The organism is Palleronia pontilimi, from assembly GCF_016412875.1.
GTDB lineage: Bacteria > Pseudomonadota > Alphaproteobacteria > Rhodobacterales > Rhodobacteraceae > Palleronia > Palleronia pontilimi.
In genome coordinates this window covers 1-21216 of sequence record NZ_JAEKPD010000007.1, presented here as the reverse complement: position 1 = coordinate 21216, position 21216 = coordinate 1, and the positions used below count along the sequence as shown (strand labels likewise).

The 21216-nt window shown below is 64.8% G+C and carries 19 protein-coding genes; 13 read left to right on the top strand and 6 right to left on the bottom strand.

Translation table 11 applies throughout. From position 1 onward, the window contains the following. The first annotated feature begins 19 nt into the window (after window positions 1–19). Entirely contained in the window at window positions 20–2266 is a 2247-nt protein-coding gene (locus ILP92_RS07195) for an amylo-alpha-1,6-glucosidase (RefSeq protein ID WP_198915706.1), read from the top strand. A gap of 25 nt (window positions 2267–2291) precedes the next feature. Here ILP92_RS07195 and polX read toward each other — a convergent pair whose 3' ends face one another. The 4 genes from polX to ILP92_RS07175 all read right to left on the bottom strand — a co-directional run bounded on the left by polX (window position 2292) and on the right by ILP92_RS07175 (window position 7240). Beyond that, the gene (polX, locus tag ILP92_RS07190) at window positions 2292–4013 is read right to left on the bottom strand and encodes a DNA polymerase/3'-5' exonuclease PolX (RefSeq protein WP_198915705.1); all 1722 of its coding nucleotides are present in this window, start codon (window positions 4011–4013) and stop codon (window positions 2292–2294) included. Window positions 4014–4223: 210 nt separating this feature from the next. Continuing rightward, a complete protein-coding gene (locus tag ILP92_RS07185; RefSeq protein WP_198915704.1) occupies window positions 4224–5159 on the bottom strand; it encodes an alpha-L-glutamate ligase-like protein in 936 nt (311 codons plus the stop codon). A 3-nt stretch (window positions 5160–5162) separates the two neighbouring features. Beyond that, a complete protein-coding gene (locus tag ILP92_RS07180) occupies window positions 5163–6698 on the bottom strand; it encodes a UUP1 family membrane protein (RefSeq protein ID WP_198915703.1) in 1536 nt (511 codons plus the stop codon). Next, window positions 6698–7240, bottom strand: coding sequence for an ATP-dependent zinc protease family protein (locus tag ILP92_RS07175; RefSeq protein ID WP_198915702.1), 543 nt, complete (start codon window positions 7238–7240; stop codon window positions 6698–6700). The genes ILP92_RS07180 and ILP92_RS07175 overlap by 1 nt, the downstream gene beginning before the upstream one ends. 124 nt (window positions 7241–7364) lie before the next feature. Between ILP92_RS07175 and ILP92_RS07170 the strand changes: the two genes are divergently transcribed. Beyond that, complete coding sequence (locus ILP92_RS07170) at window positions 7365–8345, top strand: TAXI family TRAP transporter solute-binding subunit (protein WP_198915701.1); 981 nt, start codon at window positions 7365–7367, stop codon at window positions 8343–8345. Window positions 8346–8405: 60 nt separating this feature from the next. Here the strand turns inward: ILP92_RS07170 and ILP92_RS07165 are convergent, their stop codons facing one another. Next, a complete protein-coding gene (locus tag ILP92_RS07165) occupies window positions 8406–9767 on the bottom strand; it encodes an aminotransferase-like domain-containing protein (protein WP_198915700.1) in 1362 nt (453 codons plus the stop codon). A gap of 255 nt (window positions 9768–10022) precedes the next feature. Between ILP92_RS07165 and ILP92_RS07160 the strand changes: the two genes are divergently transcribed. From ILP92_RS07160 to ILP92_RS07130, 7 genes are read left to right on the top strand one after another with little or no spacing between them, the layout of a single operon-like run. Beyond that, window positions 10023–10505: an MSMEG_0572/Sll0783 family nitrogen starvation response protein gene (locus ILP92_RS07160; RefSeq protein ID WP_198915699.1), complete on the top strand. Its 483-nt coding sequence runs from the start codon at window positions 10023–10025 to the stop codon at window positions 10503–10505. 52 nt (window positions 10506–10557) lie between these two features. After that, the gene (locus ILP92_RS07155; RefSeq protein WP_198915698.1) at window positions 10558–11523 is read left to right on the top strand and encodes a Nit6803 family nitrilase; all 966 of its coding nucleotides are present in this window, start codon (window positions 10558–10560) and stop codon (window positions 11521–11523) included. A 4-nt stretch (window positions 11524–11527) separates the two neighbouring features. Then, the gene (locus ILP92_RS07150) at window positions 11528–12646 is read left to right on the top strand and encodes an MSMEG_0568 family radical SAM protein (RefSeq protein ID WP_368667851.1); all 1119 of its coding nucleotides are present in this window, start codon (window positions 11528–11530) and stop codon (window positions 12644–12646) included. Further along, window positions 12643–13188, top strand: a complete 546-nt coding sequence (locus tag ILP92_RS07145) for an MSMEG_0567/Sll0786 family nitrogen starvation N-acetyltransferase (protein WP_198915697.1) — start codon at window positions 12643–12645, stop codon at window positions 13186–13188. Before ILP92_RS07150 ends, ILP92_RS07145 begins: the two co-directional genes overlap by 4 nt. Beyond that, a complete protein-coding gene (locus ILP92_RS07140) occupies window positions 13185–14162 on the top strand; it encodes a sll0787 family AIR synthase-like protein (protein WP_198915696.1) in 978 nt (325 codons plus the stop codon). Before ILP92_RS07145 ends, ILP92_RS07140 begins: the two co-directional genes overlap by 4 nt. After that, window positions 14155–14433, top strand: coding sequence for an MSMEG_0570 family nitrogen starvation response protein (locus ILP92_RS07135; protein ID WP_198915695.1), 279 nt, complete (start codon window positions 14155–14157; stop codon window positions 14431–14433). Before ILP92_RS07140 ends, ILP92_RS07135 begins: the two co-directional genes overlap by 8 nt. After that, on the top strand, window positions 14415–15704 hold the full coding sequence (locus tag ILP92_RS07130) for an MSMEG_0569 family flavin-dependent oxidoreductase (RefSeq protein WP_198915694.1): 1290 nt from the start codon (window positions 14415–14417) through the stop codon (window positions 15702–15704). The genes ILP92_RS07135 and ILP92_RS07130 overlap by 19 nt, the downstream gene beginning before the upstream one ends. An 89-nt stretch (window positions 15705–15793) precedes the next feature. Here the strand turns inward: ILP92_RS07130 and ILP92_RS07125 are convergent, their stop codons facing one another. Next, a complete protein-coding gene (locus ILP92_RS07125; RefSeq protein WP_198915693.1) occupies window positions 15794–16402 on the bottom strand; it encodes a hypothetical protein in 609 nt (202 codons plus the stop codon). A 614-nt stretch (window positions 16403–17016) separates the two neighbouring features. Between ILP92_RS07125 and ILP92_RS07120 the strand changes: the two genes are divergently transcribed. From ILP92_RS07120 to ILP92_RS07105, 4 genes are all read left to right on the top strand, one after another. Then, complete coding sequence (locus ILP92_RS07120; RefSeq protein WP_198915692.1) at window positions 17017–17850, top strand: recombinase family protein; 834 nt, start codon at window positions 17017–17019, stop codon at window positions 17848–17850. Window positions 17851–18074: 224 nt separating this feature from the next. Continuing rightward, window positions 18075–18302: a hypothetical protein gene (locus tag ILP92_RS07115; RefSeq protein ID WP_198915691.1), complete on the top strand. Its 228-nt coding sequence runs from the start codon at window positions 18075–18077 to the stop codon at window positions 18300–18302. Then, entirely contained in the window at window positions 18299–19702 is a 1404-nt protein-coding gene (locus ILP92_RS07110; protein WP_198915690.1) for a class I SAM-dependent methyltransferase, read from the top strand. The genes ILP92_RS07115 and ILP92_RS07110 overlap by 4 nt, the downstream gene beginning before the upstream one ends. Further along, entirely contained in the window at window positions 19699–21171 is a 1473-nt protein-coding gene (locus tag ILP92_RS07105; protein ID WP_198915689.1) for an alkaline phosphatase family protein, read from the top strand. The genes ILP92_RS07110 and ILP92_RS07105 overlap by 4 nt, the downstream gene beginning before the upstream one ends. Window positions 21172–21216 lie beyond the last annotated feature (45 nt).

The following is a 21216-nucleotide window of genomic DNA, read 5'->3' as shown; positions in this document are numbered from 1 at the left end:
GGGGCCGCCCGGGTAGCCGATGGAAGATGGTGATCTTGTTCCCAACCGTTTCGGGCCGGACACGCGGCACGATTTCCACGTTCTGAAGGATGGAGATCTGTTCGCGGTTTTCCCGGCGGACGGCAATCTCAACGCGCGGGACGCGGGCTTTGGCGAAGCGCAGTCGAAACACGGGCTTTTCTTTCGGGACACGCGCTATCTTTCGCGGCTTTCGGCGACGATCAACGGCACCGGCCTGATCGAGATCGGCCACGATGCCCGGACCGACGATGTCGCGTTTCGCAGCGACCTTGCCAATTCGCAGCTGATCGATTGCCAAGGCACCGAGTTCCAGGATTACGAGATCCACATCCAACGCGACCGGATTCTGTCCGACGGGCTTTTCGACCGGTTGCAATTCAGGAATTACGGCACCTGCCCCGCCGAGCTGGACGTCGTGCTGGAATGCTGGGCCGACTTCCGCGACATCTTCGAAGTTCGCGGCATGCATACCACGCGTCGCGGCGATCTCATGCCGCCGGAATTCGGCAACGGGATGATCCGGTTCGCCTATGACACGGCCGATGGACGACGGCTGACCACCGAGGTCCGGATCACCCCCGAGCCGCAATTCGAAGCCGGACGCGCGCATATCAGGCTCAGCATGGCGCAAAAGGCGCGAGCCGAGATCACTTGCACTGTCCGGATCGCCGAGCGGACCACGAACGGGTCGGCCGACGACGACCCGACCGTGGCGCGGCACGGGGCCGCCGGTTCCGGGCCGCCGCCGACTTTCGACGAAGCCCGGGACGCCGTCGCCGGGCGGATGGCCGGACGGATCGGACGCACGGCCCGCATCCGGACATCGCGACCATCCTTCAACGCCTGGCTTTCGCGGTCGTCGGCGGATCTTGCCGTGCTGACCTCCGACATGCCCACCGGCCCCTACCCCTATGCGGGGATCCCTTGGTTTTCGGTGCCATTCGGACGAGACGGGCTGATCACGGCGCTGCAGACGCTTTGGCTCGACGCCGATCTTGCCCGGGGCGTGCTCGATTTCCTTGCCGCCACACAGGCGGCGGAGAACAACGCGTTCTGCGATGCCGAGCCCGGCAAGATCCTGCACGAACACCGCAATGGCGAGCTGGCCCGCAGCAATGCCGTCCCGTTTCACCACTACTACGGGGGCATCGACCAGACGTTGCTGTTCGTCGTGCTGGCCCATGCCCATTGGCTGCGGACCGCCGACCGCGACCACCTGAAACGGCTGGAACCCGCGATCCGGGCGGCACTGGATTGGGCCAAGACCTACGGCGATTGCGACGGCGACGGGTTCATCGAATACGAACGGTCCGCGGAAACTGGCCTGCGCAACCAGGGATGGAAGGATTCCGAGGATGCCGTCTTCCATGAAGATGGGACGCTTTGCGTCAGTCCGGTCGCCCTGATAGAGGTGCAGGGCTACCATGTCGCCGCACTCAGGGCTGCGGCCGGGATCTTCGACGCCCTCGACGCACGGGACGATGCCTTGGCGTTACGCCACCGGGCCGACGCGCTGGTGAAGCAGATCGACAAAGCTTTCTGGGACGACGCGCTCGGCACCTATTGCATCGCGCTCGACGCGGACAACCGGCCCGTGCGCGTGTCGGCGTCGAATGCGGGCCATCTGCCCCTGTTCGGCGCGGCGCTACCCGAACGGCTCGACAGGCTTTTTGACACCCTGTGCGGTCCGAAGTTGCGGTCGGGCTGGGGCGTCCGAACGGTTTCGACCGATGCCGCGCGATACAATCCCATGGGCTACCACAACGGCAGCGTCTGGCCGCATGACAACAGCCTGATCGCCGCCGGTGCCGCCGCGGTCGGCCACGCAGAGCTGGCCCGAAGCATCACCGAAGAGCTTTTCGAAGCCAGTTGTTTCTTCGCCGAGCACCGACTGCCCGAGCTTTGGTGCGGATTGCCAAGGGACGAAACGGCGCGGCCGGTGGCCTTTCCGTCGGCTTGCGCCCCGCAAGCCTGGGCAGCCGGGTCGGCATTTCTGTGCCTGCGGGCCTGCCTGGGGATCAGCATCGATGCCACGGCCGCCCGGATCACGATTTCGAACCCTGTCCTGCCGGCCGATATCGATTGGCTTGAAGTGTCGGGCCTGCAGGTTGCGGGCGCTCACGCCGATCTTGTCTTTCGAAAACGCGGGTCCGGCCAGGCCGAGGTCGAGGTCACCCATGCCGATGCAGGCGTCGAAATCGTGATCGACGAGCCGACCGCGATAGCGACGGCGACAACGGCGTGACACCCCGGAAGCCGCCTGCGCGTGGTCAATTCCGCTTTAGCGCCTTCACCAGATCGTCCAGGCCGAGCGTGTTCAGCACATCGCCCCGTTCAAGCCAGCCGCGCCGCGCCTGGTCGATGCCGTAACGCATGTGGTCCAGACCGCCCGTGGAATGCGCATCGGTCGAGATCGCGATCCGGACCCCGTGTTCGGCCGCAAGGCGGCAATGCACGTCCTTCAGGTCGAGCCGGATCGGGTTGGCGTTGAGTTCCAGCGCGCAGCCGCGCGTCCTGGCGGCCCCGACAAGGCGCTCGATATCCAGCGCATAGGCCCGACGCTGGCCGATCAGCCGCCCGGTCGGGTGACCGATGATGTGGACCAGCGGGTTGTCCATCGCCCGGATGATGCGCTCGGTCTGCGCATCCTCGTCCAACGCGAAGTTGGAATGGACCGACGCGACGACCAGGTCGAGCCGTTCGAGCAGGGAGTCGTGGAAATCCAGGCCTCCGTCTTTCAGGATATCCACCTCGCACCCGGCCAACAGGCGGATCCCGTCGATCTTTTCATTCAGCTCCGCGATGGCGTCGATCTGCGCGGCCAGCTCGTCCGCGCCAAGTCCCCCGGCCTGGGTCTGGCTTTTCGAATGATCCGTGATCGCCAGGTATTCGTAGCCTTGCCGTTTCGCTGCCGCGGCCATCTCGCACAGCGTGTTCTTGCCGTCGGACGCCGTGGTGTGCGCGTGCAGATCGCCCTTCACATCGCCAAGCTCGACGAGGTCGGGCAACTGGCCGTTCTCGGCCGCTTCGATTTCGCCGCGGTTCTCGCGCAGCACCGGGTCGATCCAGGGCAGTCCGATGCCGTCGTAGATCTGGGTCTCGTTCGCACCCGCGATCTGTTCGTCGCCCTTGAAGAGCCCGTATTCGTTCAGCTTCAGGCCGCGGTCCTGCGCCCGGCGTCGCCCCGCGATGTTGTGCGCTTTCGACCCGGTGAAATAATGCAGCGCGGCGCCCCAGCTCAAGCTTGGGATGACACGCAGGTCGACCTGCAAGCCAGAGCGCAGCGTGACCGTCGAGCGGGTCTTTCCCTTCGACGCGATATCTTCGACCTCGTCATAGGCAGTGAAACGCTCGATGATCTTGCCGCCGTCCCGTCCCGCGACCAGGATGTCCAGATCGCCCACCGTTTCCTTGCGGCGACGGTAACTGCCCGCGATCTCGGCCTTTTCCATCCCGTCGATGCCGCGGATCCACGCCAGAAGCGGCTCGCCGAACTCCTCGGCGGTGTCGATGCGAAGGCGGCGCTCGGTGATGTCGCCTCTTGCCAGCTCGTCGCGGATCCTGGCTTGGGTCTTTTCGCCAAAGCCCGCGATACGGGCGATGCGCCCGTCCTCGGCCGCCTTTTCCAGATCGTCCAGGGACGTCAGATCCAGCGCGTCGAACAGCTTGCGCGCCCGTTTGGGTCCGATGCCCGGAATACGGGTGGCCGCGACGATCGCCTCGGGGACATCGTCCGAGATCTCGTCCAGAAGGGCCAGATGGCCCGTCCGCACGATTACGGCGATCTTTCCGGCGAGGTCGTCACCGATATCGGGCAGCTCCGCCAGGTCTGCGCCCTCGTCCAGCATGGCGGCCACCGATCGGCTCTGGTCGCGCACCGTGTCTGCCGCGTTGCGGTAGGCCCGCACGCGAAAGGGGTTGGCGTCCTGGATTTCCAGAAGGTCCGCGACATGATCGAACATCGCCGCGATTTCGCTGTTGTGGACCGGCATCCCGCCCCTCCTTCGATTCAGCAAGTCTTCGAACGCGGCCTCGCCAGCGTCTTCACGCCTTCGGCCCCAATGATACCGCAATCGGTTTTCGCGGTCGCGCCGCCCGACAAAGAACGCCGCCACGCGTTCCGCGGGCGGCACGGTCTTGCGGGTCGGACCGCTGCCGGATGGCGGCGGGTTCCGGGTTCTGACCGGGGTCGCGGGCGATCCCTATTGCAGGGATTTGCCGAAGGCGATGCGCTCTTCCAGCGTATGCTCGGGGCGCACCCAGTCGGTGATCTGGCTCAGCCGTGTTTCAAGGCCGATCCCGTTGGACAGCTGCACCGACAGTCCGGGCCGTGCGTTCAGCTCGAGCAGCAGCGGCCCGCGCTCCTGGTCGAAGACGATGTCGACGCCAAGATAGTCCAATCCCGTCGGCTCGGAACAGCGCGCCGACATCTCGACGATCTTGTCCCATTCGGGCAGCTCGATGCCCGACAGCGGCGCGCCGGATTCGGGATGCTCGTGGATGATGCGATTGTGATAGACCCCCTGGATCGTGACGCCGGTGGCGATGTCGATACCCAGGCCGATGCCGCCCTTGTGCAGGTTGGCCTTGCCGTCGCTTTCGCGGGTGGGCACCCGGGCCATCGCCATGGTGGGCACGCCGCGATAGACGATGATGCGCAGATCGGGAACACCGGCCTCGGCCACGTCGTCGAACACGTCGGCAAAGCGCACGACCTCTTCCAGCATGGCGCGGTCCTGCTGTCCTTGCAGGCTGTACATCCCGCTGAGCACGTTCGAAATGTAATGGGCGAGCGCGCGGTCGCTCATCACCTTGCCCGACGCCAGCTTGCGGCCCTTCCTGTTGCGCCCATCGACCACCAGGATCCCGTCCCCTTGGGCGCCGCGCGCGGGCTTGATGACGAAACTTTCACGGCCCTCCAGGATCCGGTCGAGATGGCGCACCTGGGCCTGGATCTCGATCACGCCGTAGAGCTCGGGCGTCGGCACACCCGCCTTCCTGGCCAGTTCCTTCGTCTCGATCTTGTCGTTGACGGCGGGGATCAGGTGCGTGGGATTTCCGTCGGCGACGTAGTTCACGTTGCGCCCGTTGATGCCGAGAATGCCGTTGCGGCGCAGCGCCCAGGGTGTGGTCAGCATGGCTCAGCCCCGCATGTCGAGTTCGTGGAACCGCCGCAGCTCGGACAGTCGGAAGCCGGAGTAGCGGCCCATCATCAACAGAATCGCGAGGATCACGAGCAGCAGTTCGGGGAAAAGAAAGAACAGGTGCTGCAAGAGCGGGATCGCCATCACCAGGTAGGACAGGACGGCGACGACGACGCTTCCCACGAATTCCTTGCTGGCATCCAGCGCGCCGCTTTCTTCCAACGTCACCGACAGCCGCTCGATCGTCATGGTCAGGATCACGATCGGGAACAGCGTGACCGAGAACCCGGTGCCCAGCGCGTAGCTGTCGGCGCCGACGCTGACGCCGATCATGACCATGATGATGACCGTCAGCATCGACGCCAATCGCGGAACCAGAAGCAGGTTCATCTTGGAAAAGGCCAGCCGGAACGCCATGCCGACGCCCAGGATGATCGCCAGGATAATCAGCCCCGTGGTCAGCGTGGCGCTGCGAAACGCCAGGGCGATCAGCACCGGCATGAAGGTCCCGAAGGTGGGCACGCCGACGAACTGGCGCAGGAACACCAGGACGAGCACGCCCAACGGGATCACCAGAAGCGACTGGAGCACCAGCTGGGTGTTGACCGGCAGGTCCAGCAAAGTCGCCAGCGCCAGCGGCCTCTCGGCGTCGCCCTGCCGCTGCGCCAGGGCCTGGACGGCCCCCACGTCACGGCGCGTCAGGGCGATGCGCACGCCCGACAGGGTGGCGCCCTCGGCGCTGACGATATCGCCGTCCCCGCGCCACAGGGTCATGCGGTCCTCGGGGTTGAACGGATCGCCGCTGGCGATGTCGTAGGTGCGCCATTCGCTGCCCGTCCAAAGCTCGAGCCACGCGATCGGCGTGGCCTCGCGCACCGTCTCGCGCAGCGGGATGCCGTGGACGGCGCGGGCGGCACGGCCCTGCTGGTTCAGCACGTAAGCCGCCGTTTCCGCCACCGGCGTCGTGCCCACGCGCCCGTCCAGCAGCTGCCGCGCCAGGTCGTCGCTGCCATCGCGCAGCCGGTCGATCAGCAAGCTGGTCAGCGTGTCGTCGTCATAGGCCTGACGCTCGAGATCGGCCATCATGCGGTTCGCCAGCGTGCGTTGCTCGAGCGACCGCTCGGACACCAGGTCGAAATCGCTGGGCAGGTCGCGCGGCGGCTTGGTCTGGGGCCTGTCCGCGGACAGCACCGGCTTCATGAAGAAGGTCGCGCGGTAGTAAACGCTGGTCGCCGTCTCAAGTTCGGCCGTGGTCCAGATCGCCCGGCGGCTTCCATCGGGATCGCTGCGAATGGACAGCGACATCCGTTCCGACAGGAATTGCTCGCGCAGCGGCTGGTAGCGGCCGAATTCGGGGGGCACGTACATGGACACCCGCGCCCCGTTGTCCGATTGCGGCAGGTCGGCCTGGATCTCGAACGCCCAGACCGGCGAATTGGTGTCGGGGGTCAGAGGGAAGTCCAGCACGAACGCGCGATAGGCGAACAGACCCAGGCCCAAGGCGATCAGCGTCGCGCAGAGAAGCCGCAGCATCAGTCTTCCCCGTCGGCACCGCAGAGCGGCCGGACATCGTCACTTTGGGCCGGGTTGACCAGGAAACCGCCCCGCACGAGGTATTCGCGGCCGACCAGCAGGCGGTAGTCCAGCCCGTCGCGGCTGACCAGGTTGACCTCGGTCGGAAGCCTGACATCGCCCACGCACAAGTCCATCTCGACCACGAGCCGTTCGCTGTCCTCGTCGCCCGCGCCCACGATCGTGACGGTGTCGACCACCGGCAGCTCGAGCTCCATCCGCTCGTCGTCCTCGCCCAAAGGCACCTGGAAACGCACCCATTCCTGGTCGTCGCGCTCGAATTCCTCGATCTCGCGCGCGTCGATCGACGTGCTGTCGGCGCCGGTATCGACCTTTCCGAGAAGCTGGAAATCATGGTCGTCGGTGCTGAGGCCGACACGCGCATAGCTGCCGATGATCCGGATGCGGTTCTCGTCGTCCTGTGCCTGCGCGACCGGAGCCATCGACAGCGCGACAGCGGCTCCGGCAACGGCACGCAGCGTTGCCTTGAATAGTTTTCGCATGGTGCCCCTTGCCCTCGTGTTCCGATCCGACTTCTTTTTGGCCGACCACCCGTCAGAGCAAAGAATTATCGGTTTGCCTTACGACTACGGCAAATCACATAGTCCCCCCCGAGGAGTAATCCATATGACGTTCATCCGCGCGACCTGTCTGGCCATCGCCCTTGCCGGACCTGCAACGATGCCGCTGGCGGCGCAGGAAAGCTATCGGATCACCACCGGCGATCCCGGCGGCGTCTATTATCCCGTTGCCGGCGCGATCTGTTCGCTGGTCAACCGCGCGGCCCAGACCCGTCCGCCCTGCCGCACGATCACGTCCGACGGCTCGGTCGCAAATCTCGAGGCCTTGCGCACGAACCAGGCCAGGTTCGCCATCGCGCAGAACGATATCGCCACGCAGGCCCATGGCGGCCGCGGCCTGTTCGACGGTGCCGCGCCCTTCGACACGCTGCGCACGGTGTTCTCGCTGCACAACGAAACGCTGACGATCCTGGCGCGCGGCGATAGCGGGATCACGACTTTCGACGACCTGCGGGGGCGCAGGGTCAACCTGGGCAATGTCGGGTCCGGCCAAAGGGCGACGACCGATGCGATCCTGGACGCGAAGGGCTGGTCGCTGGAGGATTTCGAGCTGGTGTCAGAGCTTTCGGCCAGCGACCAGACAGCGGAATTGTGCGCGGGCGACCTGGATGCCGGGATCTATATCGTCGGCCATCCGGCCGGCGTGATCGCGGCGGCGCTGGCGGCCTGCGATCTGGTCTTCGTTGCCGCGGATGACGCGGATATCGCCGCGCTGGTGGACAGCCGCGACGAGTTCGACCTGACCGAGATCCCCGCCGAGACCTATCCTCAGGCGCCGGACCCGGTTGCCACCTTGGGCGTCCGCGCGTCCCTGTTCACGACGGCCGCGACCATGGACGACACGGTCGATCACATGGTGGCGTCCGTCATGCGCGATCTCGATCGCCTGACATCCGCGCATCCCAGCCTTGCGGCGCTGACCCCCGAACCCATGGTGCGGCTGACCTCGTCGGTGCCGCTCCACCCCGCCGCGCGCCGGTATTTCCAGGTGACGGGGTATCTGGACTTGCAGTCCGACGCCGACTGACCTGGCCAGGGGCGTCGGCAGCACTGGCCACCCCTGCTGCGCACACCGGTTTCCCTCCGCTCACGGCAGACTGGACGTGATATAGGCCAGCAATCCCAGGGCATCGTGCAACTCGCTGCGCGAGATCTGGCCGCCGAGGCAGACGCGCAGGCTTTCCGACGGCTCGCCCGACACCGTGAAGGCGTCTGCGGGCATGATGCCGACGCCGGTGCCCGCCATGCGCCCGATCACGTCCGCCCGGCTCAGGCCCTCGGGCAGCTGCATCCAGACGTTGAAAGCGTGGGGCTCGGATTCGTAGGTGGCGGTGGCCAGCACCTTCGCCGCGATGGCCTGGCGGGCCTGCGTTTCCTCGCGGACGAAACGGCGGATCCGGTCGGCGGTGCCGTCGGTGATCCAGCGCGTGGCCAGCGCCATCATCAGGGGCGACGGCATGACCGAGATCGTCTTCAACTGGTGCGCCAGGTCGCGGGCGGCGTGGCTGCTTGGGGCGACGGTATAGGCCAGGCGAAGGCCCGCGCCGATGCATTTCGCGAGGCCACCGATATGCCAGACCAGGTCGGGGGCGAAGGCCGCCAGCGGCGCGGGCGGATGCGGGGGAATGAAGCCGTATGCGTCGTCCTCGATCAGCGGCAGGTGGTGGGCGGTGATGATCTCGGCGATCCGCTCGCGCCGCGCGGGTGTGATCGTCCGCGTCGTCGGGTTCTGCAGCGTCGGGTTCAGGTAAAGCGCCTTGGGCGCATGGCGGTGGATGGCGTCGGTCAGGGCGTCGGGATCAATCCCCGCGCCATCGCCGGGCAGGCCGACCACGCGCAGGCCCAGTCGGCCCGCGATGGCGCGGAAGCCGGGATAGGTCACGTCCTCGCAGAGCACGCAGTCGCCGGGCGCGGTCAGTCCCATCAGGATCGCCATCATCGTGGGATGGGCGCCCGGTGTGACCGCGATCCGGTCGAGCGAAGGCACCAGCCCCCTGAGCGACAGCCAGGTCGACGCGGCCTCCTTGTCGATCTGCCCGCCCGTCACCGACTGGTAGCGCAGAAGGTCGATCAGGTTCGCCGACACGGTCTGCAAGCCGTCCTGCATGCGGGCCAGCAGCTCCGGATCCTGCGGCTCGGGCGGCAGGTTCATGGTCAGGTCGACATCGGCGCGGCGGCGCGACTCGCGCTTGTCGTCGCCCGAGCGGTCGCGGGCGACGAAGGTACCGCGGCCGACATGGCTTGTGACCAGCCCCCGGCGCTGCGCTTCGGCATAGCCGCGCGAAACGGTGGTGAAGTCGATCCCCAGCCGGTCGGCGAGCCGCCTTTGCGGCGGCAGGCGATCCCCAAGGCCCAGCACGCCGTCGTCGATGCCCTCGGCGATGGCGTCGGCCAGTTGCAGGTAGCGGGCGGCGCCGTCACGGCGCAGGGCGGGTGTCCAGGACTGCATATGGCCACGATACCGGCGATTCCCGGGAATTGAAGCACTTTGTATGGATTTCCGGAAATCGCTCCGGTCCGTCGCCGACCTGCTGCGGGTTCTCGCGGCTGTTCGGACGAAATTCGATGGAAAAACGGGCGAAGACGGCGGCCGGACAAGATTAATTGTATGGATAATTGTTTATAATATTGATTGCAGTCTTTGGCGTGGGGAGGGTCGAGGGGCAACACATTCACGCAGTCGCCCAACACCCGGAGGAAGCGCATGCCCGCAGTCACCATGGAAAAGCACAAGGACGGAGATTTCTTCGTCGACTACGAAGACAAGGTCTTTGAAGACGTTCAGGCGGAAGAAGGGCAGAAGGCGCTCGTCACCTTCCATACCGTGGCCTTCGAGGGGTCGATCGGGCTTGTGAACATCCTCAACGCCATCCGGCTGAACCGGAAGGGTTACGAGACCTCGATCCTGCTTTACGGTCCCGGCGTGACGCTGGGCATCCAGCGCGGCTTCCCCACGCTGGGCGACGCGGCCTTCCCCGGTCACCAGAACTTCGCCGATAACCTGAAGAAATTCATGTCCGAGGGCGGCAAGGTCTATGCCTGCCGGTTCGCGCTGCAGGCGCTCTATGGCCACGGCGAGCCGTCGCTCTTGGACGGCATCATCCCCATCGCCCCGCAGGACGTGCTGGACCTGAAGCTGATCCACGTCCGCGACAATGCGGTGATCGTCGATACCTGGACGGTCTGACCGCTCCCCGCCGGGGCCGTCGCAGGCCCCGGCCCCACCCGCTGGAGGTGTCATGTCGCGCATCGTCAAAGCCGCCGCCGTGCAGATCGCGCCCGATCTGACCAGTCGCGAAAAGACCCTTGCCCGGGTGCTCGACGCCATCGACGAGGCCGCCGGGAACGGCGCCGACATCGTCGTCTTTCCCGAAACCTTCGTCCCCTACTATCCCTATTTCTCGTTCGTCCTGCCGCCGGTGCAGCAGGGCAAGCCGCACCTGGCGCTCTACGAGCAGGCCGTGACGGTGCCCTCGGACGAGACGCGCCGCGTGGCCGAACGCTGCGCCCATCACGGTGTCGTCGTGGTGCTGGGCGTGAACGAGCGCGATCACGGCTCGCTCTACAACGCGCAGCTGATCTTCGACGCCGACGGCACGCTGCGCCTGAAGCGGCGCAAGATCACCCCCACCTACCACGAGCGCATGGTCTGGGGTCAGGGCGACGGCGCGGGCCTGCAGGTGGTCCAGACCCGCGCGGGCCGGATCGGCGCGCTGGCCTGCTGGGAGCATTACAACCCGCTGGCCCGCTACGCGCTGATGACCCAGCACGAGGAAATCCACGTGGCGCAATTTCCCGGCAGCCTGGTCGGACCGATCTTCGCCGAACAGATCGAGGTGACGATGCGCCACCACGCGCTGGAATCGGGCTGTTTCGTGGTGAACGCCACGGGCTGGCTGACCGAAGACCAGATCGCCAGCGTGACGCCGGACGAAACCCTGCAAAAAGGACTGCGCGGCGGCTGCATGACCTGCATCATCACGCCCGAGGGCCGCCACGCCGTGCCGCCCCTGACCGACGGCGAGGGCATCCTTTACGCCGATCTCGACATGGCGCTGGTCACCAAGCGCAAGCGCATGATGGATTCCGTCGGCCACTACGCCCGGCCCGAGCTTCTGTCGCTGCGCCACGACCCGACCCCTGTGGCCACCCGCCAGGTCAGCGCGCCCGAAACCCCGTTCCAACCCATTCCGCTGGAGGATTGATCCCGTGCCACAGACAGGCAGCATCATCACCGACCTGCAGACCCGCGGCATGCGCATGATCGACCCGCGCGCGGGCGCCGACAGCCGCCGCGGCGGGGCCGGGCCGACCGACCACAAGGCGGTGACGATCGACGGGATGACGGTGATGATCCCGGTCCACACCCACGCGGCCTTCGACAGCCCCTACCTGGTGGATGCGCCCGACGGCGAGGGCCGCGCGCGGGTGACCAAGGACGGCGCATTCTTCGCCGAGGTGAGCTTCCCGAAACGCGCCAGTTTCCTCGATCTCGCCACCGCCGACGGCGTGCCCTACGGCCATATCGCGCAGCTCCACGCCAAGGACGTGCTGGCCACGACGGTGCTGCAGACCTGCATCCGCTACGAAAGCCGCAAGAAGACCTGCAAGTTCTGCGCCATCGGCCAGAGCCTTGCCGCCGGGCGCACCATCGCCCACAAGACCCCCGCGCAACTGGCCGAGGTCGCCGCCGCCGCCGTGCGGTTGGACGGCGTGAAGCACATGGTGATGACCACCGGCACGCCCGCGGGCAAGGATCGCGGCGCCAAGGTGCTGGCCGACAGCGCCGCGGCGATCCGCGCCGCCGTGGACCTGCCCCTGCAGGGCCAGTGCGAGCCGCCCGAGGATAACGCGTGGCACCGCCGCATGAAGGAGGCTGGGATCGACAGCCTGGGCATGCATCTCGAGGTCGTGACCCCCGCGCTGAGGGCCGAGATCATGCCCGGAAAGGCGCAAGTCCCGCTGGAGAAATACTTCGACAGCTTCGCCGCCGCGGTCGAGGTCTTCGGCCACGGGCAGGTCTCGACCTACATCTTGGCCGGGCTGGGTGACACCGCCGAGGCGATCCTCGCGATCTCGGAAAGGCTGACGGCGATGGGGGTCTATCCCTTCGTCGTGCCCTTCGTGCCGGTCTCGGGCACGCCGCTGGAAAGCCATCCCGCGCCCACGCCTGCCTTCATGCACAGCGTCCTGCCGCCGCTGGCGCGGATGATCCACGCGGCGGGCATGAGCGCGGGCGACATCAAGGCCGGTTGCGGGCGCTGCGGCGCCTGCTCGGCCCTGTCGGCCTTCGAGAAATTCGCGCCCAAGGAAAGGATCCCCGCATGATCATCGAAAAGCCCGAGATTTTCGTCACGCCGGAATTCCTGATCCGCCAGGCGACGCAGCCTTGGGAGATCGGCGGCGCGGCATCCCTGCGCCACCGCACCTTCGTGACCGAGCAAGGCATCTTTCCCGACCACGACCGCGACGCGGTGGACAAGCTGGCGCTGCCGCTCGTCGCGATCTCGACCATGGCGTCCGAGGCCGACGAGGTGGTCGGCACCGTCCGCATCCACGAGGCCGATCCCGATGTCTGGTGGGGCTCGCGCCTTGCCGTGGCGCCAAGCTACCGGCGGGTGGGGCGGCTGGGGGCCGAGCTTATCCGGCTGGCCGTGGGCACGGCCCACGCGCAGGGGGCGAAGCTGTTCCTGGCCTACGTGCAGGCGCAAAACGTGCCGCTGTTCGAGAAGCTGCACTGGCAGTCGCTGGGCGCGCGGGACCTGCACGGCCATCCGCACATGAAGATGCGCGCTGACCTTTCCGCCTATCCGCCCATCATCGATCCCGCCCGCGGCTGGACGGCGCTGACCCGGAAGCGCGCCGCATGAGCGATCTCGCGGCCCTTGCGGCGACGCTGGCCGCGCATCCCAACGTGACGGGCAAACGCGACATTGACGCGGTCTGCGCCGCGCTGGGGCTGGGGCAAGACAGCCCCGGCCGCCCCGGCGACGATGCCGCCGCTTGGGTCGACGGCGCAGGCTGGCAGCTGATGGCGACCGAGGGCTTCCTGAACGACTTCGTGGCCGAGGCACCGTGGTTCGCAGGCTGGTGCGCGGTGATGGTCAACGTGTCGGACATCGCCGCCATGGGCGGGCGCGCCACGGCTTTGACCAACGCGCTCTGGGCGCCCGATGCCGAGCTCGCGGGCGAAATCCTGCGCGGCATGCGCGATGCGAGCGTGGCCTACGGCGTGCCCATCGTCGGCGGTCATTCGAACCTCAGGACCGACCGGCCGCAACTGGCGGCGTCGATCTGGGGCCGGGCCAACGCGATCATCACCAGTTTCGACGCGCGGCCCGGCGACGTTCTGATCGCGGCGACGGACCTGCGCGGCCACTACCCGGGCGCGGCCGACACCTTCCCCGCCTTTCTCAACGCCCCGCACGACCGGCTCCGCGGCGACCTGGAGCTGCTGCCCCAACTGGCCGAGGCAGGCCTGGTCCGGGCGGGCAAGGATATCAGCCAGGGCGGGATCGCGGGCACGGCGGTGATGCTGGCCGAATGCTCGGGCGTGGGGATCGAGATCGACATCGACGCCATCCCGCGCCCCGAGGGCACCGACCTCGCGCGCTGGATGGTCACCTTCCCGAGCTTCGGCTTCCTGCTGGCGGCACGACCCGCCGACGCCCCCACGATCTGCGCCCGCTTCGCCGCCCGCGACATCGCCGCCGCCGCCATCGGCCGGATCGTGCAGGGCAGCGCCGTGTCGCTGAACGCGAACGGGGCCCGCGCAACGTTCTGGGATCACGCCGAACGGCGCTACCTGGGCCTTGCCCCCGACCCGGAGCCCGCCCATGCCTGAAGTCGATTTCCGCATACGCTGGCCCGACGGGTCGGAAGAAAGCTGCTATTCCCCGTCCACCGCGATCCGCACCTACCTGAGCGCCGGAAAGACCTACGCGCTACGCGACTTCATGGACCGCAGCCTTGCCGGACTGGACCTGGCCGCCCGGCGGGTCGAGGCGAAATACGGCTTCCGCTGCACCTCTGCCGACGCGCAGGCCGCGCGCCTGACCGCCCGCGCGGCGGCCTTTTCCCCCGAGGAGACGATCACATGCCTGTCCATGACCTGAAGGCGCCCGACGCGGCGCGCACCCACCTGCCGGTCGTCGTAATCGGCGCGGGGCAGGCCGGGATGTCGGCGTCCTTCCACCTCTGCCGCGCGGGCATCGCGCACGTCGTGCTGGAAAGGAACGTCCGGTTCCACGCGTGGAAGAACCAGCGCTGGGACTCGTTCTGCCTGGTCACGCCGAACTGGCAGTGCCGCCTGCCGGGCCATCCTTACCCCGGTGACGACCCCGACGGCTTCATGCTGAAGGACCAGATCGTCGACTATGTCGAAGCCTTCGCCGACAGCTTCGACGCCCCCCTGCGCGAAGGCGTGACAGTCACCCGCGTCGGGCGCGCGGGCAGCGGCCACTTCGAGGTCGATACCGATGCGGGCCTCTGGTCGGCGGATCACGTCATCGTCGCCTCTGGCGGCTACGACCGCCCCGTGACGCCGCCCTACGCCGCGGATCTCGACCCGTCCATCGCCCAGCTGCACACCCGCGACTACTTTCGCCCCGAGGACGTGCCCGAGGGCCGCTGCCTCGTCGTGGGCACCGGGCAATCCGGCGTTCAACTGATGGAGGATCTGCGCATCGCGGGCCGAGACGTGTCGCTCGCCGTGGGGCCCGCCCCGCGCAGCCCGCGCATCTATCGCGGCCGCGATGCCACCGACTGGCTGTTCGAGATGGGGTATTACGACCGCACCATCGAAGAGCAGCCCGACCCCAAGGCGACCGAGGCCAAGACCAACCACTACTTGTCGGGACGCGATGGCGGGCACGAGATCGACCTGCGCGCCTTCGCCCGCGACGGGCTGCCGCTATACGGCTCGGTGACGGGGATGGAGGGGACCACGATCCGCTTCGCCCCCGACCTCGAGAAGAATCTCGACGATGCCGACAAAAGCTACCTGGGCATCCGCGACATGATCGACACCTACATCGCCGAGAACGGGATCGACGCGCCCGAGGCCGAGCCGTTCCGCAAGGTCTGGCGACCCGACGAGGAAATCACCGAGATCGACGCGCGCGACCACGGGATCACCTCGGTCCTCTGGTGCATCGGCTTCCGCCCCGATTACGGCTGGCTGCAGGTGGACTGCCTGGACGCGACCGGCCGCCCCGTGCACCGTCGCGGGGTCTGCGACACCTTCGGGATGTATTTCCTGGGCCTCGGCTGGCTGCACACCTGGGGCTCCGGCCGGTTCCTGTCGGTGGGCGAGGACGCGGCCTTCGTGACCGACCGGATCATCCAACGCCTTGCAGATCCGGAGAAACTTCGGCGCAACGCGTGATCCGATCTCGGCCCCGCCAAGGCCCGTCGCCGTCTATTTCACCTCGAAAGACCGGATCGACATGACAAGGGTATCTGAAAGCGCAGACATCAGAACCGACGCCTGACCCCCAGGGCCAGCGCATTCGATCCGCTATCCGTATCCATCAGCCCGTATGCATCGGACCGATGGTGAAGACGGAGGATCAGATCCGTGTTGTCGCTCGGCAGATTGAACGCCAATTCGCCCATCCAATACACGAGCGTCTTGCTGGTCTCCCCGTCCCGGTCGATTTCCGTCTGGGGATCCTTCGTCGTTCTCGACAGCCCGATCCCGAAGGCAAGGCTTTCCAGCCCGGGCAGAAGCGGCTGGTCAGGGTAATATCGAATGACGAGCGGCAGGTTGAGTTCCAGGTGATCCTGTCGGCCGAAATGCGCGACCATCTGCGCCTCGATACCGATCCCCGTGCGCGGAAGTCTCGACGGCCACTCGTATCCGATCCCGAGTCCGACGAAATGCGAGCCGAGAAAATCGATATCCCACGGCGTAAGCGTCTCTTCCCAGTGATTGTCTGTCATCTGCCCGCCGAACAAGACGAGCGAGGGGCCTTCGACCACCTGCGCCGATGCACTCGCGGCCCAAAACGTGGTCACGGCAGCCAGGAATGATCCCTTTCCGAAGGATCGGCCCGGGGTGCCGCCGTTTACGAGCATCGCCATCTATCGGAGCCTTCCCTGATCAGCCTGGTTCCTTGCCTTAGGAAAACAGTTCGTCTGATGGAAAGACGAAGCTAGAGGCGCTGTGAGAGCCCGCAGTTGATGCAAGTCAAGCGCCCATCAATGACGGGGCCATGCAGTGCTCGACCGTTGCACAACGACGGTTTTTTTCAGTTGTGACCGGGCTGGTCGTCTCTCTCTCTCTCTCTCTCTCTCGGGATCGTCAGTGGCCATGACCTGCTCCCCTGAAATGTTCCTGCTTTGAGGTAGTCTGGTCCTCGACATAGGAGACCGAGGTCCACGATCCCCGCGAAGTCTGCCTCCGTCAGACGGCGCACCGCAAGTTGTATGCTCCGCTCTTTATTGGCGAACCATCGGACTCCGCAAGTTCCGCCTCGAGGGGCCGTCCCTCAATATGACAAGGGACCGGCCGATCGAAAGGCAGGAAGCTTCCGGGCTCGATCAGAGCGAGGAACCGACCCTCGACTCCCGGATTCTCGAACACCTGCGAAATTTTTGCGGCGGCGGAGTATCCGCGGGGCCCGTCTTCACCGGCGGTCGGTGACCACCCCGCGGACCGGAACCCCAAGCACAATATCGAAGAGAAAGTGGATACGATGACCCTTAGAGCGGCGGTCTACGCGCCTTATTCCGACGAGATTCAGAACCCCTGCTCCATCGAGGATCAGGTCTCGTTATGCCGGAAGGACGCAGAGGCCCAGGGCTGGCCTGTAAACGAGATCTATGCCGACGCGGCGATGACCGGCCGGACGGCGAACCGGCCCGAGTTCAACCGCATTCGCAAGGACGCGGCTGACACGGTGTTCGATGTCGTGATCGTCGAGGCCGTGAAGCGGTTCAGCCGCCGTGTGGTCGACAGCCTGCAGCAACGGGAACTCCTGACCTTCAGCGGTGTGAAGTTGGTCTCCGTGAGCGAGGGCGAGCAGAACTTCTTGAACGTCATGCTGAATGCGCTCGGCGCGCAGATGTTTTCCGAGAAGATCGCCGACCATACCCGTCCCGGCCTCGTCGGCGCGCTCGAGCGCGAGGGACGCATGCACAGCCTCGCCTACGGCTACCGCAAGGTCGAAGGGCAGATGGGTGTGCGCGAGATCGACCGCGAGACGGCGCCGATCGTGCTGAGCATCTTCCAGGAGGCCGCAGATGGCCGGTCCGGCGACGACATTGCCCGCGGGCTGAACCGGGTCGGCATCCCGGCACCGCAGGGCGGCATCTGGTACGCCTCCACGATCCGCGGCGGGAGCACACGAGCCTCGACTGGCTCACCCTGTGGGAATATCACCAACGGCCAAGACAGGACCAAACACGGAACGGACTTTCTCTTTGATCGAGGACATTCAGGGGAGCAGGTCAGTAGTGATGCGATTTTCGCGGAAGCTGGTTGCGGGGGCCTGAACCCACCGAGATTTCAACTAAGCTTTGTCCGGTGACACTGAACCAGAGGAAATCGCACAACCTGTCAAGTAGCGGAGAAAGCGTTCCTGCGACTTGAAGGACTCAAGGCTACTAAAGCCCACCAGAAGTTCGGAACTGAGGATACGTTACTTAACTGAACTGAGACTTTGCAGTAGCGCCACATTGTTTCCATTTTCGCACCCAACGATTGCCTCCGAGATCAACGATACGGAGACCAACAGAAACATTGGAAAACACCATGAAATACACAGTTCGCCTTCTCGCCACCGGAATATCGTTCGTAGCATGGTCTGCCCCGGCGCACGCTTACATCGACCCGGGCACCGGCACGCTTATCGTTCAAGGTCTCATAGGTAGTTTTGTAGCGATCGCCACCGTCGGCGGGCTATACTTACAACGAATCCGGAGTGCTGTTGCCCGTGTGTTCGGCAAGACCGAAAGCTCTGAGAGCGGTGAGCCGGAATGACCTTCGCGACGCCGATCCCGGGCTCCTTTCGCGATCCCTCGGGTTGCGTGCATGACTGGGACGGCAAAATATATCGCACTGTCAGTCTGCACGGCGCTAAAGCCTACGAAGCCGTCCGAAAAACCGGGTTCCTTGACCGTATGATCGAGCAGGGACGGGTCGTCGGTATGCGAGAAGTACGATCACCCGCGATCCTCGGCGCTTTTCCCGACGCAGTGCATGTGCTCGAACATCCCCGTCTCAAGGATATCTCTTATCCTTACGAATGGTGTTTTCAGCAGCTGAAAGATGCCGCGATGCATCACTTGGACCTGTCGCTTGATGCCTTGGCAGCAGACCTGACGCTGTCCGATGCCACAGCCTACAACATTCAGTTCGTTGGATCGAAGCCGGTTTTCATCGATCACCTTTCCCTCCGCCCTTATAAAAAGGGTGAAATGTGGCTGGCGCACAATCAGTTCTGCGAACAATTCCTCAATCCGCTGTTGCTGAGCGCCGTGTGCGGTATCTCTTACAACGAATGGTATCGCGGCCGTCTCGAAGGCATTCCGACTTCGGCCTTGGCGAAGCTTCTCCCAGTGCGATCCCGTCTCTCATTCCGAATGAACGCCCATATATTCCTTCCCGAAATGTTGGGCAGAGGTAACCAAAGCGACGCTGTGGCCCGTAGCGGTAAGAAGCGGAAGGCTTCGCTCAGCCGCATGGGGTATGAAGGACTTCTGCGGCAACTGCGCAACTGGATTGCTTCGCTGACACCCAAGGACTCCAACACGACTATCTGGAGCGACTATGCCGATGGCAATACCTATGCCAAGGCTGAGCGAGACGCCAAGCGTAACCTGGTTCGGGACTTTGCATCGCGAACGCGTCCATCCGCGCTGATTGACCTTGGCTGCAACAGCGGCGACTTCAGTCACGCTGCCATCGATGCAGGCGCAAAACGCGTGATCGGATACGATTTCGACCAAGGCGCACTGACAGCTGCATGGCGGCGCGCGCGGGCCGGAAACCTTCCATTCCTTCCGCTGTTCCTCGATGCCGCAAACCCAAGCCCTGCGCAGGGTTGGTCACAGCAGGAACGACAAGGGTTCGAAGCCCGCGCCAAAGGGGATGCGGTGATCGCACTTGCTTTCATCCACCATTTGGCAATCGGCAAGAACATCGGTTTGCGTCAGGCGATTTCCTGGATCGTCGACCGCGCCTATACCGGCATGATCGAGTTCGTGCCGAAAAGCGATCCAACCGTTCAGGCGATGCTGTCAGACCGTGAAGATATCTTCAGCACCTACACCGTCGACGCCTTCCGCGCCCATCTCAAGGAAATCGCGACTATCGAGAACGAAACCGAAGTCAGTAGCACCGGACGCATCATCTTCGAATACCGGACACTCACGGAATGATTTCGCGTGCTTCGACGCTGATCGGTCCGCTTGCCCTGATCGCAATAGTGCCGTTTTCGCTCTGGAGCAATTACAACGGGACTTATGCGTCATGGCAAGCGGTCCGCGCGGCATTGCTTCTCGGGATCGCGGTCCTTCTGGCCATTGCCGTCTTCAACTGGATGCTCAAGTCGCTGCCTAAGGCATCGTTTGTCGTCACAATGATCGTCTGCTCTGTTTTGACGCTCTACCTCAATATCGGGGTTATTTTGATGCTGGCCGGAATTTTCGCTGTGGCGGGCTTGGTTGATCGTGCACAGGCGTATCGGAATATCGGACTGGCCGCCTCCAGCATTGGTCTGGTCCTGCTTGCAGGTGCGGCTTGGCCAGCGCTGAACGCGACGCTGGAAAGCCGAGAGCTTGTGTCGTCAGAAGATGCGCTGGGCGAGATAACACTGTCTGAAAAGCCATCCATCATCCATGTGGTCCTCGACGGATACGGCGCGCCTGATGTCTTGGCGGATATCTATGATCACGACAGCGAACGGTTCCTCACCCAGCTTGAAGCGCGCGGTTTCACAGTGCTGCGGAACGTGACCACCCCCTATAGCCAGACCTTGCCCTCCATGGCGTCGATTATGTCTGGCGGCTTTGTCGACGTGGCTGCGCGCGGATCGGCGAACGTGCTGCGCCGTGATCTTGGTCACACGATTTCGCATGGACCCGTTGCAACCGTTTTGCGAGACGCGGGATACACGATGACGCGCAATAGGTCCGGTTACGGCTATCTCGACACGGGTGCCTGGGCCCATGCCGGGAACAACCGCATAGGCTTGACGGAACTGGAGGCGATGCTCGCCCCGGGTGGGCCGACCACCTTCGCCAGTTTACACAACCAAGTTCTCAAAGACAGCATGCAACCAGGGCTACTGAACGATCTTGCGGTGCCATACTTCCACTATCAGCACCTTCTTGCCCCCCATCCGCCATTCAGCGTGAACGCAGATGGCAGCGTGCGGCCAGTTACGACCCTAAGCTATTTGGATGGAAACCACGCGGTAGCGATGATGCCTCGTGGGCGCGCAGATTACATCGCGGGTTATCGCCAAAAAGCGCTTTTCATTGAGAACGCCCTTCTACGTCAGGTTGATGCCTACCCGCCGGGTCCAAAGATCGTGCTTATCCACGGCGACCACGGCCCCGGCGCGTTCCTCGATCACGAAAGCGCTGACAGAACTTGTATGAAAGAAAGGATGCGCACTTTCATGGCATTTTACTCCAACGTGCCCGATGTGTCGTTCGATGATCTCCTTCGTGCAGATGAGCCTCTATCTACGGTCAACGCCTACAGGGAGATTTTCGCTCGATTGAGTGCGGATGAGCTTCTCCGCCTGCCGACTGTTTCGAACTATTTGACCTGGTCCAAGCCTATGGAAGCCCACAAAATCCCCAACGATGTGATGCAAAAAGAGTGTAATTCGCAACTTTGACCGTATGACCTTCTCCCCGGTATCCGGGCCATTGCGAACTGGACT

What these genes read in the sequence shown, in the direction of transcription:
- ILP92_RS07195 (WP_198915706.1), top strand. Translation starts at nt 20, where the DNA reads ATGGAAGATGGTGATCTTGTTCCCAACCGTTTCGGGCCGGACACGCGG.
- polX (WP_198915705.1), bottom strand. Translation starts at nt 4,013, where the DNA reads ATGCCGGTCCACAACAGCGAAATCGCGGCGATGTTCGATCATGTCGCG.
- ILP92_RS07185 (WP_198915704.1), bottom strand. Translation starts at nt 5,159, where the DNA reads ATGCTGACCACACCCTGGGCGCTGCGCCGCAACGGCATTCTCGGCATC.
- ILP92_RS07180 (WP_198915703.1), bottom strand. Translation starts at nt 6,698, where the DNA reads ATGCTGCGGCTTCTCTGCGCGACGCTGATCGCCTTGGGCCTGGGTCTG.
- ILP92_RS07175 (WP_198915702.1), bottom strand. Translation starts at nt 7,240, where the DNA reads ATGCGAAAACTATTCAAGGCAACGCTGCGTGCCGTTGCCGGAGCCGCT.
- ILP92_RS07170 (WP_198915701.1), top strand. Translation starts at nt 7,365, where the DNA reads ATGACGTTCATCCGCGCGACCTGTCTGGCCATCGCCCTTGCCGGACCT.
- ILP92_RS07165 (WP_198915700.1), bottom strand. Translation starts at nt 9,767, where the DNA reads ATGCAGTCCTGGACACCCGCCCTGCGCCGTGACGGCGCCGCCCGCTAC.
- ILP92_RS07160 (WP_198915699.1), top strand. Translation starts at nt 10,023, where the DNA reads ATGCCCGCAGTCACCATGGAAAAGCACAAGGACGGAGATTTCTTCGTC.
- ILP92_RS07155 (WP_198915698.1), top strand. Translation starts at nt 10,558, where the DNA reads ATGTCGCGCATCGTCAAAGCCGCCGCCGTGCAGATCGCGCCCGATCTG.
- ILP92_RS07145 (WP_198915697.1), top strand. Translation starts at nt 12,643, where the DNA reads ATGATCATCGAAAAGCCCGAGATTTTCGTCACGCCGGAATTCCTGATC.
- ILP92_RS07140 (WP_198915696.1), top strand. Translation starts at nt 13,185, where the DNA reads ATGAGCGATCTCGCGGCCCTTGCGGCGACGCTGGCCGCGCATCCCAAC.
- ILP92_RS07135 (WP_198915695.1), top strand. Translation starts at nt 14,155, where the DNA reads ATGCCTGAAGTCGATTTCCGCATACGCTGGCCCGACGGGTCGGAAGAA.
- ILP92_RS07130 (WP_198915694.1), top strand. Translation starts at nt 14,415, where the DNA reads ATGCCTGTCCATGACCTGAAGGCGCCCGACGCGGCGCGCACCCACCTG.
- ILP92_RS07125 (WP_198915693.1), bottom strand. Translation starts at nt 16,402, where the DNA reads ATGGCGATGCTCGTAAACGGCGGCACCCCGGGCCGATCCTTCGGAAAG.
- ILP92_RS07120 (WP_198915692.1), top strand. Translation starts at nt 17,017, where the DNA reads ATGACCCTTAGAGCGGCGGTCTACGCGCCTTATTCCGACGAGATTCAG.
- ILP92_RS07115 (WP_198915691.1), top strand. Translation starts at nt 18,075, where the DNA reads ATGAAATACACAGTTCGCCTTCTCGCCACCGGAATATCGTTCGTAGCA.
- ILP92_RS07110 (WP_198915690.1), top strand. Translation starts at nt 18,299, where the DNA reads ATGACCTTCGCGACGCCGATCCCGGGCTCCTTTCGCGATCCCTCGGGT.
- ILP92_RS07105 (WP_198915689.1), top strand. Translation starts at nt 19,699, where the DNA reads ATGATTTCGCGTGCTTCGACGCTGATCGGTCCGCTTGCCCTGATCGCA.